The sequence below is a fragment of the Streptomyces sp. NPDC043996 genome, from assembly GCF_056435225.1.
Window position 1 is genome coordinate 767,362 of sequence record NZ_JBWKEY010000002.1, and the last position, 16,538, is coordinate 783,899.

Annotated in this window: 10 protein-coding genes and 2 pseudogenes; 3 read left to right on the forward strand and 9 right to left on the reverse strand. The window is 72.4% G+C overall.

Going from position 1 to position 16,538, the window contains the following annotated elements; all coding sequences use genetic code 11:
- Positions 1 to 63: 63 nt before the first annotated feature.
- The 7 genes and pseudogenes from pulA to AC07A4_RS07395 form a co-directional block, all read right to left on the reverse strand.
- Positions 64 to 2,757: pseudogene (pulA, locus tag AC07A4_RS07365) on the reverse strand (pullulanase-type alpha-1,6-glucosidase); the annotation flags it as partial.
- Positions 2,739 to 4,079 (reverse strand): annotated as a pseudogene (locus AC07A4_RS07370) (alpha-amylase); the annotation flags it as partial. The pseudogenes pulA and AC07A4_RS07370, both read right to left, overlap by 19 nt.
- 188 nt (positions 4,080 to 4,267) lie before the next feature.
- Positions 4,268 to 5,329: a LacI family DNA-binding transcriptional regulator gene (locus tag AC07A4_RS07375; protein ID WP_478594226.1), complete on the reverse strand. Its 1,062-nt coding sequence runs from the start codon at positions 5,327 to 5,329 to the stop codon at positions 4,268 to 4,270.
- Positions 5,317 to 6,966 (reverse strand): glycoside hydrolase family 13 protein, encoded by a 1,650-nt coding sequence (locus tag AC07A4_RS07380; RefSeq protein WP_478594229.1) that lies wholly within the window; start codon positions 6,964 to 6,966, stop codon positions 5,317 to 5,319. The genes AC07A4_RS07375 and AC07A4_RS07380 overlap by 13 nt, the downstream gene beginning before the upstream one ends.
- 40 nt (positions 6,967 to 7,006) lie before the next feature.
- A complete protein-coding gene (locus AC07A4_RS07385; protein WP_478594231.1) occupies positions 7,007 to 7,861 on the reverse strand; it encodes a sugar ABC transporter permease in 855 nt (284 codons plus the stop codon).
- On the reverse strand, positions 7,858 to 8,868 hold the full coding sequence (locus tag AC07A4_RS07390) for a carbohydrate ABC transporter permease (protein WP_478594233.1): 1,011 nt from the start codon (positions 8,866 to 8,868) through the stop codon (positions 7,858 to 7,860). The genes AC07A4_RS07385 and AC07A4_RS07390 overlap by 4 nt, the downstream gene beginning before the upstream one ends.
- Before the next feature lie 2 nt (positions 8,869 to 8,870).
- The gene (locus AC07A4_RS07395) at positions 8,871 to 10,142 is read right to left on the reverse strand and encodes an extracellular solute-binding protein (protein ID WP_478594235.1); all 1,272 of its coding nucleotides are present in this window, start codon (positions 10,140 to 10,142) and stop codon (positions 8,871 to 8,873) included.
- A 278-nt stretch (positions 10,143 to 10,420) separates the two neighbouring features.
- Between AC07A4_RS07395 and AC07A4_RS07400 the strand changes: the two genes are divergently transcribed.
- Together AC07A4_RS07400 and AC07A4_RS07405 are read left to right on the forward strand one after the other, a co-directional pair.
- Positions 10,421 to 11,443, forward strand: a complete 1,023-nt coding sequence (locus AC07A4_RS07400) for a LacI family DNA-binding transcriptional regulator (RefSeq protein WP_478594238.1) — start codon at positions 10,421 to 10,423, stop codon at positions 11,441 to 11,443.
- A gap of 106 nt (positions 11,444 to 11,549) precedes the next feature.
- Positions 11,550 to 11,978, forward strand: coding sequence for an ArsR/SmtB family transcription factor (locus tag AC07A4_RS07405; RefSeq protein ID WP_478594241.1), 429 nt, complete (start codon positions 11,550 to 11,552; stop codon positions 11,976 to 11,978).
- Here AC07A4_RS07405 and AC07A4_RS07410 read toward each other — a convergent pair.
- Both AC07A4_RS07410 and AC07A4_RS07415 read right to left on the reverse strand, forming a co-directional pair.
- Complete coding sequence (locus AC07A4_RS07410; RefSeq protein WP_478594243.1) at positions 11,975 to 13,369, reverse strand: ABC transporter ATP-binding protein; 1,395 nt, start codon at positions 13,367 to 13,369, stop codon at positions 11,975 to 11,977. The genes AC07A4_RS07405 and AC07A4_RS07410 overlap by 4 nt on opposite strands.
- A gap of 83 nt (positions 13,370 to 13,452) precedes the next feature.
- Positions 13,453 to 15,135 carry an ABC transporter permease gene (locus tag AC07A4_RS07415; protein ID WP_478594245.1) on the reverse strand — a complete coding sequence of 561 codons (1,683 nt, stop codon included), beginning with the start codon at positions 15,133 to 15,135 and terminating at the stop codon, positions 13,453 to 13,455.
- Positions 15,136 to 15,627: 492 nt separating this feature from the next.
- On the opposite strand from AC07A4_RS07415, the gene AC07A4_RS07420 reads away from it, so the two are divergent.
- Entirely contained in the window at positions 15,628 to 16,362 is a 735-nt protein-coding gene (locus AC07A4_RS07420) for an MgtC/SapB family protein (protein WP_478594248.1), read from the forward strand.
- Positions 16,363 to 16,538 lie beyond the last annotated feature (176 nt).

Below are 16,538 nucleotides of genomic sequence, written 5' to 3' on the forward strand. Positions count from 1 at the left end.
TCCGACGCCCCGGGCGGCCGACGTTGGCGCGCTCCTTTCCCCCGCGCGCCCCTCCCGGCGTCCTCAGCCGCGCCGGAAGACGGCCACCGTGCGGGCGGGCACGTGGAAGGTGCCGGAGCCGCGGGCGTAGGACGCCGACCTGACCACGTCGTCCGCGCCACGGGCCTGGACGGGGTGCAGGCGGTAGGGGGTGCGCTCCAGGTCCGCGACGCGCTGCGCCTGTGCGCTCGGGGTGGCGTTGAAGACCACCACGAGGTCATCGACGCGCATCGTGATCACGCCGGGGGTCTCGCCCGGGGTGCCGGACAGCGGGAAGGAAAGGCGCGCCTGGACCCGCTCGCTCGTCGCGAGGGAGAACGCGGGCTCGGTGGCGCGCACCGTCAGCAGGTCCCGGTACGCGCCCGCCGCGCCCCTGATGTCCGCGCAGCCGGGGACGAGGGCACGGTCGGACAGCAGGGGCTTGGCGTAGGGCCACTTGTCCTTGTTGTCGGCGGCCGGGGGCAGGCCCCGGCCGAAGCCGTTGCCCTTACGGCAGTCCCAGTGGAGGGCGTTGAACCAGTCGCCGCTGTCGTAGGAGTTCCGGTCGAGCGACTTGGAACGGAGCAGGTCGCTGCCCGCCTGGGAGAGCTCGGGGCCCTGGGAGAGCGTGGCGGTCGCCATGGCGAGGACCTGCGCCCGGGCCCGGTCGGCTGTGGACGTGGCCGCCGGGAGCTTGAAGGCGAGGGCGTCGTACAGCGTCTCGTTGTCGTGGGCGTCGACGTAGGCGAGCGCGTCGCCGGGGGCGGCCGCGTAGCCCGCGGGGGCGCCGTTGTAGTCGACGTCCGCGCCCGTGACCCGGCGGCCCGAGGAGTCCGTGAAGGAGTAACCCGCCAGGTTCCCGGTGAGGCCGACCTTGATGAGGTCCTGGTAGCGCAGGAGGCGGGCCCGCTGCTGCGCGCGGTCGCCTTGTCCGGGCGCGGAGTTGGGGTCGGTGTACAGGCCGCTCGCGAAGCCCTGCGCGCGCGGGTCCGCGTCGAAGGGGCCGCCGCCGCGCACCGCGTCGCGCGCCCGGTCGGAGAACGTGGCGACGCCCGTGCCCGCCATGTTCCGCTGCGTGGCCTGGACGAAGCGGGCGTCGTCGGCGACCTCGCCGAAGTTCCAGCCCTCTCCATACAGGATGACCTTCTTGCCGTCGACGCCGTCCGCGGCCGGGGTCAGGGCGTCAAGCGCCTCGCGGACGGCCAGGATGTTCGCCTTGGGGTGGTGGCCCATGAGGTCGAAGCGGAAGCCGTCGACCTTGTAGGCGCGGGCCCAGGTGACGACCGAGTCGACGACGAGCTTGCCCATCATGGTGTTCTCGGGCGCGGTGTTCGCGCAGCACGTGGACGTGGCCACGGACCCGTCGGCGAGCAGGCGCTGGTAGTAGCCCGGCACGATCCGGTCGAGGACCGACTTGTCGTCCTGACCCGCGGCCACCGTGTGGTTGTAGACGACGTCCATGACGGTGCGCAGGCCCGCGCGGGCAAGGCCCTGGACCATCTCGCGGAACTCGACGGTGCGCCGGGTGCCCTCGGGGTCGCTGGCGTAGGAGCCCTCGGGGACGGTGTAGTGCAGCGGGTCGTAGCCCCAGTTGTAGCCGTCCTTCGCGGCGGTCTCGCCAACGCACTCCTGCTGCGCCTCGGAGTCGGGCGGCGCGGACGGCAGGTCGCAGCCGGGACGCGCCTGGTCGGCGCGGCGCTCGGGGACGGTGCCGAAGTCGAAGGCGGGCAGCAGATGGACGTACGACGTCCCGGCGTCGGCCAGCGCGCGCAGGTGCCGCATGCCCGCGGAGCGGGTGTCGGTGAACGCCCGGTACTGGCCCGGGTGTCGGGCGGTGCGGTCCGCGATGGAGAAGTCGCGGATGTGCAGCTCCTGGACGCGGGCGTCGCGCAGCGGGACAGCTGACGGCTTGCGCAAGGTCTTCCAGCCCTTGGGCGCGAGCGCGGGGTCGCGCAGGTCGACGACGAGGCTCCGCCGCGAGTCGGTGGTCAGGGCGGTCGCGTACGGATCGGTGACCTTGTTCGTGACGACCTTCTGGACGCTGGGCGCCCACACCTTGACCACGTACCGGTACGCCTTGCCCCGCCAGTCGCGCTCCCCGGCCGCCGACCACACGCCGGTGGCCTGGTTGCGGCGCATCGGCACGGTGCGGCCGCCGAGTTCGAGCCGTACGTCGTGCGCGGTCGGCGCCCAGACGGCGAGCGTCGGGCGGCCGTCGCGGAACACCGGGCCGAGGCGCGCCTTGGCGGCGGCGCGGCCGTAGAGGTCGTCGAGGACGCCCTGGGTCTGCACGCCGCTCGCGGCGCGCACGCTGCCGTCGGCGGCGCGCGCGACCGCCGCGAGCTGGCCGGTCAGCGCGGTGCGGACACGGCCCTGGTCGCGCGGGTCGACGCGGTAGGCGGCGTACTCCTTCAGCTGCGGGTACGCCGCGCGCTGCGCGGGGTTGAGGCCGCCGGGGACGGGATCGAGGCGGATGCGGCGGGCCGGGCCGCGCACCTCGCCGCCGTCCGTGGTGAGGCCGCCGTCGCGGGCGTACAAGACCTCGGCGTCCTGGCCGGAGATGTCCCACGCCAGAGTAGAACGATCTATCCACTGTGCCCGGGACTTCGTGAGGTCAAGGGCCGCGTCGCCGGGCGCCGCCGACGCCCCGGACGACAGGGGGACGGCGGCCGCGAGCAGGGCGAGCGTCAGGGAGGCCGCCAGCGGGAAGCGGGACATCAGCAGCTCCTCGCCCCGGTGTGCAGGGCCAGGGCGGTGTTCGGGGCGACGGACGCGGTGAACCGGCCCGAGCCGTCGACGGTGACGTTCCGGCCGCTCTGCACGTCGCAGTAGCCGCCCGCGGGGAGCGAGGTCTGGAAGGTGCGGTTCAGCGCCGCCGCCTCGTGGTTGAGGACGACGTACGCCTTGTCGCCACGGCCGAAGGCGATCGCGTCGTCGCCGTCGTCCCACCAGTTGGTCACGCCGGTGCCCCGCGCGGTGCTGCGCAGCTTGACCATGGACCGGACCTCCGGCCAGGCGTGCTGGCACTTCCAGCCTTCGGTGTAGCAGGCGTTCACCTGGCCGCCGCCGGGCGGACCGGCGTCGCGGTCGGTGAACTCGTAGCCCGAGTGGACGTCCGGGGAGCCGTAGGGCCAGGCGAGCATGAACACGTGCGCCAGCGTGTGGTCGGCGCCGTCCTTGTAGGTGAGGGTGTCGCCGCCGCGCTCGGTGTCGTGGTTGGCGACGAACACCGCGGACTTGTCGGAGGGCATGTAGGCCCAGCCCTCGCCGTAGTTCTTCAGATAGGCGAGCTTCTCGCTCTGGAAGACCCGCTTGAGGTCGCGGGCGTAGCGGAACTCCTGGACGTCGCCGTTGCCCAGGTACTCGTTCGGCGAGACGGCCTCCCCCGCGCCGAAGATGGCCTCCTGCTTCCAGTACGCGTTCGGGTCGGTGAGCCGCGCCTTGATGTTCTTCAGGTCGTCGGCGGCCATGTGCTTGGCCGCGTCCACGCGGAAGCCGTCCACACCGAGCTTCAGCAGGTCGTTCAGGTACGCGGCGATGCGGCCGCGCACGTACTCCTCGCCGGTGTCGAGGTCGGCGAGGCCGACGAGCTCGCACTCCTGGACGTCGAAGCGGTTGCGGTAATCCCCGATCGCCGAGGTGCAGTTGTCGAAGTCGGGGCGCGAGTAGATACCCGGGTAGCCGTACTTCGTATACGCCGAGCCGGCGGTTCCGGTGCCGTCACCGGCCGCCATGTGGTTGATGACGGTGTCGACGACGACCTTCACGCCCGCCTTGTGGCAGGTGTTCACCATGTTCGTGAACGCGGTCCGGTCACCGAGCCGTCCACCGATCTTGTAGCTGACGGGCTGGTACGAGGTCCACCACTGGGGGCCCTGGATGTGCTCCTGCGGCGGCGACACCTGGACGTAGCCGTAGCCGTCCGGGCCCAGGCGGCTTGCGCACTCCTTGGCCACGGCGGTGAACTTCCACTCGAAGAGGACGGCCGTGACGTCCTTGGCTCCGGGCGGCGCGGCCTGCGCGGGCGGGCCCGTGAGGACCACGCCGCCGCCGACGGCCATCAGCAGGGCCGCCGCCGCGGCGCCTGTCCGTCCGCTGCGCGCACCGCTGCGTGGGGATGTCACGGGGCCTCCCGAGGAGTTGAATGTTGTTGCAGAAAACTTGCAACGCTGTTTGCGCCGTGACCGTACGGCGCTCAACAACCCCGGTCAACCCTTCGGACACACTCACGTCACACGGCTGACATCCCTCACGCGCGCGGCGGCGCCGCCGTGGAGCCGCGCACGACGAGCTCGGGCTGGAAGACGAACTCCGTGCGCTGCACGGGGTTTCCGTCGATCTCCTCCAGGAGGGCGCCCACGGCCGCCGACGCCATCGCCTGCACCGGCTGGCGGACCGTGGTCAGCGGCGGGTCGGTGAACGCGATCAGCGGTGAGTCGTCGAAGCCGACCACCGATACGTCACCGGGCACCGAGAGGCCGCGCTGGCGGGCCGCGCGGACCGCGCCGAGCGCCATCATGTCGCTGCCGCACACCACCGCCGTGCAGCCGGCGTCGAGCAGCGCGCTGGCGGCGGCGTGCCCGCCCTCGACGGTGAACAGCGTGTTGCGCACAAGCGCTTCGGCCTCCTCCCGGGCCAGGCCGAAGCGCTCGTGCAGCGCCGCCGCGAACCCCTCCGCCTTGCGCCGCGAGGGCACGTACCTGCTCGGTCCGATGGCGAGGCCGATCCGTTCGTGGCCGAGGTCGGCGAGGTGGCGCACCGCCATCCGCACCGCGGCCCGGTCGTCGGGCGAGACGAAGGAGACGGGCAGGTGCGGGTTGTAGCCGTTGATGAGGACGAACGGCACGCCGCGGCCCGCGAGTTCGAGATAGCGCCCGGGGTCGGCCGTGGTGTCGGCGTGCAGCCCGGAGAGGAACACGATGCCGCTGACGCCGCGCGCCTCCAGCTGCTCGACCAGCTCGTCCTCGGTGGCGCCGCCGGGCAGCTGGGTGCAGAGCATCGGCGTGTAGCCGTGCCCGGCGAGTACCTGCTCGACGACCTGCGCGAACGCCGGGAAGATCGGGTTGGTGAGCTCGGGGATCACCAGGCCCACCAGGCCCGCGCTGCGGCGCTTCAGGCGCACGGGACGCTCATAGCCGAGGACGTCGAGCGCGGCGAGGACGCGCCGCCGGGTGGCGGCGGCCACCCCCGCCTTGCCGTTGAGCACCCGGCTCGCGGTGGCCTCGCTGACCTCGGCCTGCGCGGCGATGTCCGCGAGCCGCGGGGCGCCTCGGTCGGCGTCCCGCGGCGGGGCGTGGGTCACACCGCCCACCAGGCGGTGGTGTCCGCCGGCAGCTCGACGTCGGCGCCAGCCGCCTCGATGTCGCCGCTGGCCAGGAGCAGTCGGCCGGGGGCGGCCAGGCGCACGGGCGCGCCGGTGGTGTTCGCGGTGCACACGAACCCGGGGCGGCCGAAGGCGAGGACGCCCTCGGGCGCGTCGAGCCACTCGATCGCGTCGCCCGCTCCGAGCTCGGGGCGCGTGCGGCGCACGCGCAGGGCCTCGCGGTACAGCTCCAGGGTCGATGCGGGGTCGCCGGTCTGCGCCTGCACGCTCAGCTCGCCCCAGCCCTCGGGCTGCGGCAGCCAGCTGCCGCCGTCGCCGAAGCCGTACGAGGAGCCGTCCTTGGTCCAGGGGATCGGCACCCGGCAGCCGTCGCGGAAGCCGTCCTGGCCCTGGGCCCGGTGGAAGGAGGGGTCCTGGCGGGCCTCGTCGGGCAGGTCGGTGACGTCGGGCAGGCCGAGCTCCTCGCCCTGGTAGAGGTAGGCGGAGCCGGGAAGGGCCAGCATCAGGAGGCTGGCGGCGCGGGCGCGGCGCAGGCCGAGCGCGCGGTCGCCGGGGGTGCGCAGCTGGGTGCCGAGCCCGGCGGGGTTGGCGAAGCGCGTGGCGTGCCGGGTGACGTCGTGGTTGGAGAGCACCCAGGTGGCGGGGGCGGCGACGGGGCGCATCGCGGCGAGCGAGGAGTCGATGACGGCGCGCAGCTCGGCGGCGTCCCAGTGGGTGCCCAGGTACTGGAAGTTGAAGGCCTGGTGCATTTCGTCGGGCCGCACGTACAGGGCGGTGCGCTCGACGGTGGGCGTCCAGGCCTCGGCGACGAGGACGCGCTCGTCGCCGTACTCGGCGAGGATGCGCCGCCAGCTGCGGTAGATCTCGTGCACGCCGTCCTGGTCGAAGAACGGCATGCGGTCGTTGCCGAGCAGCTTCAGCTGGTCGGCGCGGCCGATGTCGGGCAGCCCCGGGGCCTTGACCAGGCCGTGCGCGACGTCGACGCGGAAGCCGTCGACGCCCATGTCGAGCCAGAACCGCAGGATGGAGCGGAACTCGTCGCGTACGGCGGGGTGGTCCCAGTTGAAGTCGGGCTGCTCGGGGGCGAACAGGTGGAGGTACCAGGCGCCGTCGTCGGTGCGGGTCCAGGCGGGTCCGCCGAAGATGGACTCCCAGTCGTTGGGCGGCAGTTCGCCGTGCTCGCCCTTGCCGGTACGGAAGTGGTAGCGCTCCCGCAGCGGCGACCCCGGGCCCTCGCGCAGGGCGCGCTGGAACCAGTCGTGCCGGTCGGAGGAGTGGTTCGGCACGAGATCGACGATGACGCGCAGGCCGAGGCCGTGCGCGTCGCGGATCACGGCGTCGGCGTCGTGGAGGGTGCCGAACACGGGGTCGATGGCGCGGTAGTCGGCGACGTCGTAGCCCGCGTCGGCCTGCGGCGACGCGTAGAACGGGCTGAGCCAGACGGCGTCGACGCCGAGGTCTTTCAGATACGGCAGGCGGGCGCGGATGCCCGCCAGGTCGCCCATGCCGTCGCCGTCGCCGTCGGCGAAGCTGCGCGGATAGACCTGGTAGATCACCGCGCCGCGCCACCAGTCCGTGCGCGTACCGGAGGCGGGGGCGGCAGAGGCAGCGAGATGCTGGGTCATGTCTTCCCTGTGAGGTGGAGGCGAAGGGGCGGGGCGGGGGTCAGGACTTCGTGGCACCGGCGGTCAGGCCGGAGACGAGGTGGCGCTGCACCAGGCCGAAGATGACGGCGGCGGGCACGGCCACGATCACGGCGGCGGCCGTGAGCGAGCCCCAGTCGCTGGTGTACTGGTTGACGAAGGTCTGCAGGCCGCCCGCGAGGGTGAGGTTCTCCTCGCCCGTCATGAACGCGGAGGCGTAGGCGACCTCGGCCCAGCCGGTGATGAAGCTGTAGAAGCCGGTGACGGCGAGGCCGGGCTTGGCCAGGGGCAGGATGAGCCGCCAGAAGGTGCCGAACGGGTTGAGTCCGTCGACGCGGCCCGCCTCGTCGATCTCCACCGGGATGGTGTCGAAGTACCCCTTCATCATCCACGCGCTGAACGGCACGGCGATCGTCAGATAGGTGAGGACCAGGCCCATGGGCTGGTTGAGGAGTTCCAGGCGCGCGAGCAGGTTGTACAGCGGCACGATGAGCACGGCGACCGGGAACATCTGCGTGATGAGCAGCAGCCACATCAGGGGTCGCATGCCGGGGAACTTGAACCGGCTGACCGCGTACCCGGTGGTCGCGGAGATGAACACGCCGATGACCGTGGTCAGGCCGACGACGAACAGGGAGTTGCCGACCCAGTCGAGGAACTTGGTGTCGTTCAGGACGTGGTCGTAGTTGCCGAACGTGAAGTCCTTCACCAGGGCCGTGGAGAACGCCTCGCTCTGCGGCTTGAAGGAGGTGACGACCAGCCACAGCGGCGGCAGGACCGCGATGAGGCTGGCGATCAGCAGGGTGGTGTGCAGGGCGACGGAGGCGAGCGGTCCGCGCTCGCCGCGCGGCCGCGGCTTGCTGTTGCGCAGGGTCACCACACGTCTCCTTGCTTGCGGAGCGCGCGGCGGTAGACCACCGCGAAGAGCGTCAGGAGCAGCAGGATGAGCACGCCCCAGGCAGCGGACCCGGCGAAGTCGCGGGGGCTGACGACGAAGGACAGGCGGTAGGCGTACGTCACCAGGATCTCGGTGGCGTCGCCCGGGCCGCCCCGGGTGAGCAGGAAGATCACCGGGAACATGTTGAAGGTCCAGATGGCGCTGATCAGGACCACGGTCGTGGCGACGGGCCTGAGGCCGGGCAGGGTGATGTGGCGGAAGCGCTGCCAGGCGTTCGCGCCGTCCATCTCGGCGGCCTCGTAGAGCTCGCCGGGGATGGACTGGAGGCCGCCGAGCATGGCGACGAGCATGAACGGCACGCCGAGCCAGACGTTGACGGCGATCACCGAGAGCTTCGCCCAGGTGGGGTCGTTGAGCCACGGGACGGCGTCGAAGCCGCCGCCTTCGAGGACCTTGTTGAGGACGCCGTTCTTCTCGTTGAAGAGCAGCCGCCAGGTGAAGACGGAGACGAAGGCGGGCACCGCCCAGGGCAGGATGAGCGCCATCCGGTAGAGGGAGCGGCCCTTGAGCTTGCGGTTGAGCAGGTTGGCGAGGACCAGGCCGAGCGCGAACGACAGGGCGACGCAGGACACCGTCCACACCACGGTCCAGGTGAGGCGGTCCCAGAAGACGCCGTCGTCGAGGATCGTCTTGTAGTTGTCCAGGCCGACCGATTCGTACGTCGCCGGGATGTGGTTGACGCCGATGGTGCGCTCGACGTTGGCCTCGTTGGCGTTCGTCGTCGACAGATAGACGCCGCGGAGCAGCGGGTAGCCGACGATGACGCCGATGACGGCGACCACGGGGGCGACCATGGCCCAGGCGTACCAGTGCGTGCTCAGCGCCCTGCGCAGGCGTCCGGGGTTCTTGTCCGCGCGGGGGCCGCGGCCGCGGACGCGCTTGGCGTCCGCGGCCGCGGCGGCCCGGGGGCCGCTCTCGACAGCCATCGCTACTTGTAGTCCTTGAGGAGCTTGCGGTAGGCGTCGCCGATGTTCCCGGCGCCGTCGTCGGGCGAGGTCTTGCCGCTGAGCACCTTCTGCATCTCCAGGCGGATGGGCTCGAACAGCGAGTTGGCCTCGGGGATCCAGGGCCGCTGCACGGACTTGTCGACGGCCGGCTTGAAGAACTGCACCATCTGGTTGCCCTTGACGGACTTCGCCGCGTAGACGGAAGAGCGGGTGGGCAGCAGGCTGAGCTTCTCGGTGGTCTGCTGCTGCACCTTCGCCGAGCTCATGTACTTGATGAACTCGTAGCTGGCGTCGAGGTTCTTGGAACCGGCGTACGCGGCGAGGTTCCAGCCGCCCTGCGGCGAGGCCTGCCGGGCGCTGCCGCCGGGCACGGGGGCGACGCCGAGGTTGGCCTTGTCGTCCTTGAACTGCTTGCCCTGCAGGGCGCCTTCGATGGACCAGGGACCGTCGAGCGCCATGGCGACGTCGCCGTCCTTGAAGGCGTTCAGCTGGTTGTTGTAGCCGTCGCTCGCGTCGGTGACGGCGGCCTTGGAGTCGACGAGGTCCTTCATGACCTCGAAGGCCTTGCCGCCCTCGGCGTCGTCGACGGTGACCTCCTTCTTCTTGGTGTCGAGGAGGTCACCGCCCTCGCCGTAGAGGTAGGGCAGGTAGAAGTAGGGGTCGTCGCCGCGCAGGTAGAGACCGGTCTTGCCGGACTTCGACTTGATCTTCTTGGCGGCGGACTTCACGTCGGCGAAGGTCTTGGGGACCTCGACGCCCGCGTCCCTGAGCATCTTCTTGTTGTAGAAGAGCGCGAGGGTGTCGATGGTCTGCGGGGCCGCGTAGGTCTTGCCCTTGAACTTGGTGCTGGCGGCGGCCTGCGGCAGGAAGTCGCCCGGCTTGTCGAGGGCGGGGGTGCCCTCCAGCGGGGCCAGGTAGCCGAGGTTGGCGAAGTCGGCGACCCAGGCGACCTCGGTGCGCATCACGTCGGGGGCACCGGAGTTGCCGCCCGCGGCGTTCTTGAACTTGGCGTTGGCCTCGCCGAACGGCACGTTCACGTAGTTGACCTTCACCCCGGGGTGCAGGTCCTCGAAGCCCTTGGCGAGCTTCTCGTACGTGGCCTTCTCGGCGTCGTTCGAGGTGTCCCAGAACGTGACGGTTCCGGACAGCTTGCCGCCGCTCTTCTTGCCGCCGTCGCCGTCGTCGCCGCCGCACGCCGCCGCCGTCATCGTCAGGGCGGCGACCAGTGCGGTGGCCGCTATGCCACGCCGCATGTGAACTCCTTCAACTGGGCCCGGAAGGGTCCGGAACGATCCCGGAATGAGGGGAGACGAAAGGGGTGCCTCCTGAGGGCCGCACTCGACGCGGCGCCGGGTTGGCAGGAACGTAACAGGCTTGAAAACGTCTCGAAAGACCTTGCGGCGATTTTCTGCAAGAGATGACGATCGTTACCGCCGTGTGTCCTGCGGGTTGCGGGCACCGCCCGGCAGGGCTTGCCGCAAGCTTGCGCAAGCGATGGGCAAGAGGCGGCCCGGCCGGTACAGTCCCGTGCATGACCGCACGGCTCGTCGACATCGCAGCTCAGGCAGGGGTCAGCGAAGCCACCGTCAGCCGTGTGCTCAACGGCAAGCCCGGGGTGGCCGCGGCCACCCGCGAGGCCGTCCTCGCCGCGCTCGACGTGCTCGGCTACGAACGGCCCGTCCGGCTGCGCCGACGCGGCAGCGCGGGCCTGGTCGGCCTGATCACGCCCGAGCTGGACAACCCCATCTTCCCCGCGCTCGCCCAGGTCATCGGGCAGGCCCTGACCCGCCAGGGGTATACGCCGGTGCTCGCCACCCAGACCCCGGGCGGCTCCACGGAGGACGAGCTCACCGAGATGCTGGTGGACCGGGGCGTCGCCGGGATCATCTTCGTCTCGGGCCTGCACGCCGACACCACCGCCGACATGGGGCGCTACGCGGCGCTGCGCGCCCAGGGCGTCCCCCATGTCCTGGTCAACGGCTTCGCGCCCGGCGTCGACGCGCCCTTCGTCTCCACCGACGACCGGGCGGCGGTCCAGCTGGCCGTGCGGCACCTGGCCTCGCTCGGCCACACCCGCGTCGGCCTCGCGGTGGGCCCCAGGCGCTTCGTGCCGGTGGTCCGGAAGATCGAGGGCTTCCACGCGGGGATGCGCGAGCGCTTCGGCCTCGGCCCCGAGGAGGCCGAGAAGCTCGTCGAGCACTCCCTGTACACCCTGGAGGGCGGGCAGGCCGCGGCCGCCGCGCTCATCGCCCGCGGCTGCACCGGCATCGTCTGCGCCAGCGACATGATGGCCCTCGGCGCCATCCGGGCCGCGCGTCACCAGGGCCTGGACGTGCCGGGCGACGTCTCGGTGGTCGGCTTCGACGACTCCCCGCTCATCGCCTTCACCGACCCCCCGCTGACGACCGTCCGCCAGCCCGTCCAGGCCATGGGCCAGGCGGCCGTGCGCACCCTCCTGGAGGAGGTGGGCGGCACCCCCGCCCCGCACAGCGAGTTCGTGTTCCTGCCGGAGCTGGTGGTCCGGGGCTCGACGGCTTCGGGACGGCGGGGCTGACGGCCCGCGGGGCGACGCCGCGTCAGGGGCGCGCGGCGAGACCGGGCCCCTTCGGGACCCCTCACGAACCTTCGGCGCCGTCCCCCCGCCCGGGTACCCTATTTGCATGGACGCGCAAGAACTGTCGTGGGACGCCGAGGCCGCGGACCGCGCCGTGACCGTGCTCAAGGCCGTGGCCGACCCCTCCCGCTACCGCCTGCTGTGGGCGCTCAGCCAGCGGGAGCTCCCGGTCAGCGCGCTGGCCGAACTGCTCGGCGCCCATGTGGCCGCGACGTCCCAGCACCTGGCGAAGCTGCGCGCGGCCGGTCTCGTGGTGCCGCGCCGCGAGGGGACGCGGATCTACTACCGCGCCGCGGAGGTGCGGGGCCTGCTGGAGGAGGCGGCCCTGGCGGCGGCCGCCACCGCCGCGGACGGCGCGCGGCCCGCCCCCGGCGCCGAGCCCCCCGCGGTCGCCGAAGAAGCCCCGGCCCGCACCCCGAAGACGGCCGCCCGCGCGGTCCGGACGCCACGACGGCGCCCGGCGGCCGGGCACTAGGAAGCGGCCGGGGGCGCGCTGTCCGCGTCCAGACGGTACTCCTCGGGGTCGGCGTCGTACGCGTACAGCTCCCCGTACCGGCCCCAGTCGGTGGCCGTCTCCAGTTGGCGTTCCACCTGCTCGCTCGTGAAGTGGTGGGCGAGCAGATCGCGGAAGAACCCGGCGCGGACCGTGCCCTCGGGGCGGCGGCGCAGGCTGCCCGCGATCAGCTTCACCAGCGGGACTTCCAGGGCGGCGCGGGCGAACAGCGGCTTGGAGGCCTGCACGTCCGCCCCGGCGAACGCGGCGCCCGTCTCGGTCAGGACCAGGTCGTCGCCGTCGACTCCGGCGAAGCCGAGCAGGTCCAGGGCGTCGACCTGGGGCAGCAGGTCGTCCACGTCGAGGCCGAGGTCGTCGGCGAGGTCGGCGAGGTCGCAGCGGCCGCCGCGGTGGGCGACCAGCTCCGCGAGCCCTGACAGGCCGTCGACGGTGGCCGCGGGCAGCGGGGCGTTGGCGACGGTCCGCTTGTCGAGGCCGGGGGCCTCGGTGCGGCCGGGGATGCGGGTCTCGCGGGCGCGGCCGGTCATGACGCGGTAGACCCGGTCGATGAGCTCCTCGAACGCGGGCGCGTTGCGGTCGCGCGGCCGCTCCAGGCCCACCTCGATGGTTTCGCGGAGGGTGCCGTAGGGGCGGGAGCCGAGGATGACGACGCGGTCGGCCATCAGGACGGCCTCCTCGATGTTGTGGGTCACGAGGACCACGGCCCGGGTGGGGAACTGCCCGGACTCCCACAGCTCCATCAGCTCGCCGCGCAGGTTCTCGGCGGTGAGGACGTCGAGCGCGGAGAACGGCTCGTCCATCATCAGCACGTCCGGCTCGACGACGAGGGCGCGGGCGAAGCCGACGCGCTGGCGCATGCCGCCCGACAGCTCCTTCGGATACGCGGACTCGAAGCCGTCGAGGCCGATCAGGTCGATGGCCTGGACGGCGGCGCGGGCCCGGTCGGCGGCGGGCACGCCGCGCGCCTCCAGGCCGAGTTCGACGTTCTGCTGCACCGTCAGCCAGGGCAGCAGCGCGAAGGTCTGGAACACCATGGCGGTGCCCGGGTTGGCGCCGGTGAGCGGCTCGCCGCGGTAGGCGACGGAGCCGGAGCTCGCCGGGACGAGCCCGGCCAGGCAGCGCAGCAGCGTGGACTTGCCCGAGCCGGACTTGCCGAGCAGCGCGACGATCTCCCCGGCGCGGATCTGGAGGTCGATGCCCGCGAGGACGGGCAGTTCGCCGTCGGCGCCCGCGTACGACTTGGTGAGTCCCGCGGCCTCGATGAGGACCTCGCCGTCGGCGGCGCGCGGGGGCCGGGCGGCGGGCGGGGTGGGGGCGGTGGGGCGCAGGGCGCGCAGGGCCTTGAGTGCCATGAGGGGGGCTCCAGTTCTTCGGGGCGCTTCCCTCTCCGGAGGGCCGTGGGAAGCGGAGGTCTGTGGGTGTGCGGGGGCGGCGGTCAGAGCGCGTAGCGGTGGTCGGCCAGGCGGTACAGGCGGCGCCACACAAGGCGGTTGAGCGCCACGACGTACAGGCTCATCACGGCGACGCCCGCGATGAGGTGCGGGAAGTCCCCGTCGGCGGTGGCCCGCGCGATGTACGCGCCGAGCCCGGTGGCGGTGAGCGTGGTGCCGCCGAAGGTGACGACCTCGGAGACGATGGAGGCGTTCCAGGCGCCGCCGGACGCGGTGATGCCGCCGGTGACGTACGCGGGGAAGACCCCCGGCAGGATCAGCCGCTGCCAGCGCTGCCAGCCGCGCACGCCGAGGTCGTCCATGGCCTCGCGCAGGTCAGTGGGGATCGACATGGCCCCGGCGATGGTGTTGAAGAGGATGTACCACTGGGCGCCGAGCGCCATCAGGAGGATGCCGCCGACGTCGATGGACAGGCCGGTCTTCAGGAAGAACCAGACGGCCAGCGGGAAGAGGAAGTTGGCGGGGAAGGACGCCAGGACCTGGACGACGGGCTGGGCGATCCGGGTCAGGCGCGGCGAGAGGCCGATCCGTACCCCGATGGGCACCCAGACGACGGTGGCGGCGGCGACGAGCACGACGACGCGGGCGAGGGTGGCGAGGCCGAGCAGCAGCGGCTCGCCGAACACGCCGAGCCCGGTGCGGTCGTGCAGATAGCCGCCGAGGTCGGCCAGGCCCCACACGATGAGGCCGCCCGCTACGAGGGCGAAGGCGATGTCGCCGGTGCGGCGCCGCACCGGGTCGTGGGACAGCGGCCGGTCGTCGGTGCCGAGGACGCGGGCGGCCCGGCCGAGGGCGCGGCCCACCGGGCGCAGGGCGGCGCCGAGCAGGCGGGGCCAGTGGGAGCGGCGCAGGAGGTCGAGCACGAAGGAGCGCTGCACCTCGCTCGCCTCGGACTGCTCGTTCTTGAACCGCTCGGCCCAGGCGGTCAGCGGCCGCCAGAACAGGAAGTTCACGCCGATGACCATGACGGCCATGGTGAGGATGGCCAAGCCGACCTTGCCGAGGTCGCCGTCGGTGACGGCGGCGCCCGCGTAGGAGCCGACGCCGGGCAGCGCGTACTCCTTGTTGTTGACGCTGATGGCCTCGGACGCGACGAGGAAGAACCAGCCGCCGCCGAAGCTCATCATGCCGTTCCAGACCAGGCCGATCATCCCGGCCGGGACCTCGACCTTCCAGAACCGCATCCACTTGGTGAAGCGGAACGACCGTGAGAGCTCGTCGAGTTCACGGGGCAGCGAGGTGAGGGACTGGTAGAAGCCGAACGTCATGTTCCACGCCTGCGAGGTGAAGATCGCGAAGATCGACGCGCACTCCAGGCCGAGCATCGAGCCGGGGAACAGCGCGAGGAACCCGGTCACCGCGACCGTCAGGAAGCCGAGCACGGGCACGGACTGCAGGATGTCGAGGGCGGGGATGAGGATGCGCTCGAGGCGGCGGCTCTTGGCGGCCGCGTAGGCGTACACGAAGGTGAAGACGGTCGAGGCGGCGAGCGCCACGAACATGCGGAGCAGCGAGCGCGCGGCGTCGTAGGGCAGCCGCGCCGGGTCGGTGTCCACGGCCACCGACCGCTCGGCGGAGAAGCGGACGGTGGTGCCCTGGCCGACCCGCAGGACGAGGTAGAGCAGCACCAGGACGGCCGCGGCGACGGCCACGTCCACCCAAGTCATACGGGAAAGGCGCCCTGCGAACCGGGAGGCGAGCGGGGCGCGGGGGGCGCCGCCAGGGGTCCGGAACGTCATCACAACAACCTCCGACCACACTGTGGGCACAGCGGACCCCGGGCCGCGACCGCAGGGCGGGCACGGCCGCGTGGGGGTGCCGCGCGGGCCTCAGTGTGCGTTAGGGAATGGCAAGCGGGATCAGAAGCCGCCGCGGAGGCGGCGGTCGCTACTGGGAGGTTCCGCGCTCATGGCCGCCTCCTTCAGTGATGCCGGGCGGCCGGGGGCCGCGACGCGAGCAGGGAAGGGCGAGCCCCGGTCCGGTCACGGCCGGGGCGCCTCCGGAAGTGTGCGCCTCTTTGCGTCGATACGCAAATAAGCACTCACCCCCGCCACGGACGGGCACCCTCGGCATCCACTCCTTTGTGCATAGTTGCGCAACTATGCAACTATGGGCACGTCCCGACGACACGTACGACCGCGCCACCGGGAGGTGCCGCCATGCAGACCCTGACCACACTCGACTTCGCCGTCCGCCTGGGGACGGGCGTCGGCTGCGGCGCCCTCATCGGCGTGGAACGCCAGTGGCGCGCCCGCATGGCGGGCCTGCGCACCAACGCGCTCGTCGCCGCGGGGGCCACCCTGTTCGTGCTCTACAGCGAGGCGATGGCCGACCCCACCAGCCCCACCCGCGTCGCCTCCTACGTCGTCTCCGGCGTCGGCTTCCTCGGCGGCGGCGTCATCATGCGCGAGGGCGCCTCGATCAGCGGCCTCAACACGGCCGCCACGCTGTGGTGTTCGGCGGCCGCGGGCGTCCTGGCCGCGTCCGGGCGCCTGGCCCTCGCGCTGCTCGGCGCGGCCGCGGTCGTCGTCGTCCACCTGGTCCTGCGGCCCACCAGCCGCCTGATCGACCGCGCCCCGCGGGGGAACGCCGACGCCACCACCCAGGTCACCTTCCACGTCACCTGCGACCGCCGCGACGAGGCCCATGTCCGCGCGCTGCTCATCCAGCTCCTGAGCAGCACCGCCCCGCGCCTCGACGGGCTGCGCATCCGCCGCGGCGAGGACGAGGGCACCACGGCGCTCGAAGCCGCCGTCACCCTCGACGGCGCCCCGGGCGCCGACATGGAGCACCTGGTGACCCGGCTCTCCCTGGAGCCCGGCGTCCGCGACCTGCACTGGCACTTGGCCGACCAGGACGAGCAGGCGCGGGCCGAGCGCGACGCGCTGGTCTGACCGGACCGCGGCGGCCGGGCCCCTCGGCGGCGGACACCCGTCCGCCCACGACGTGAACCCGGCCCGCCCTCAGTGTCGCTGACGCCACGTCACCGTTCGAACGGCGGGCGCTCCCCGCGACCGCCGAAGGCCTCGCGCCACCCCTGGCCCGCAGGTGGGCCAGGCGCCGACGGGTG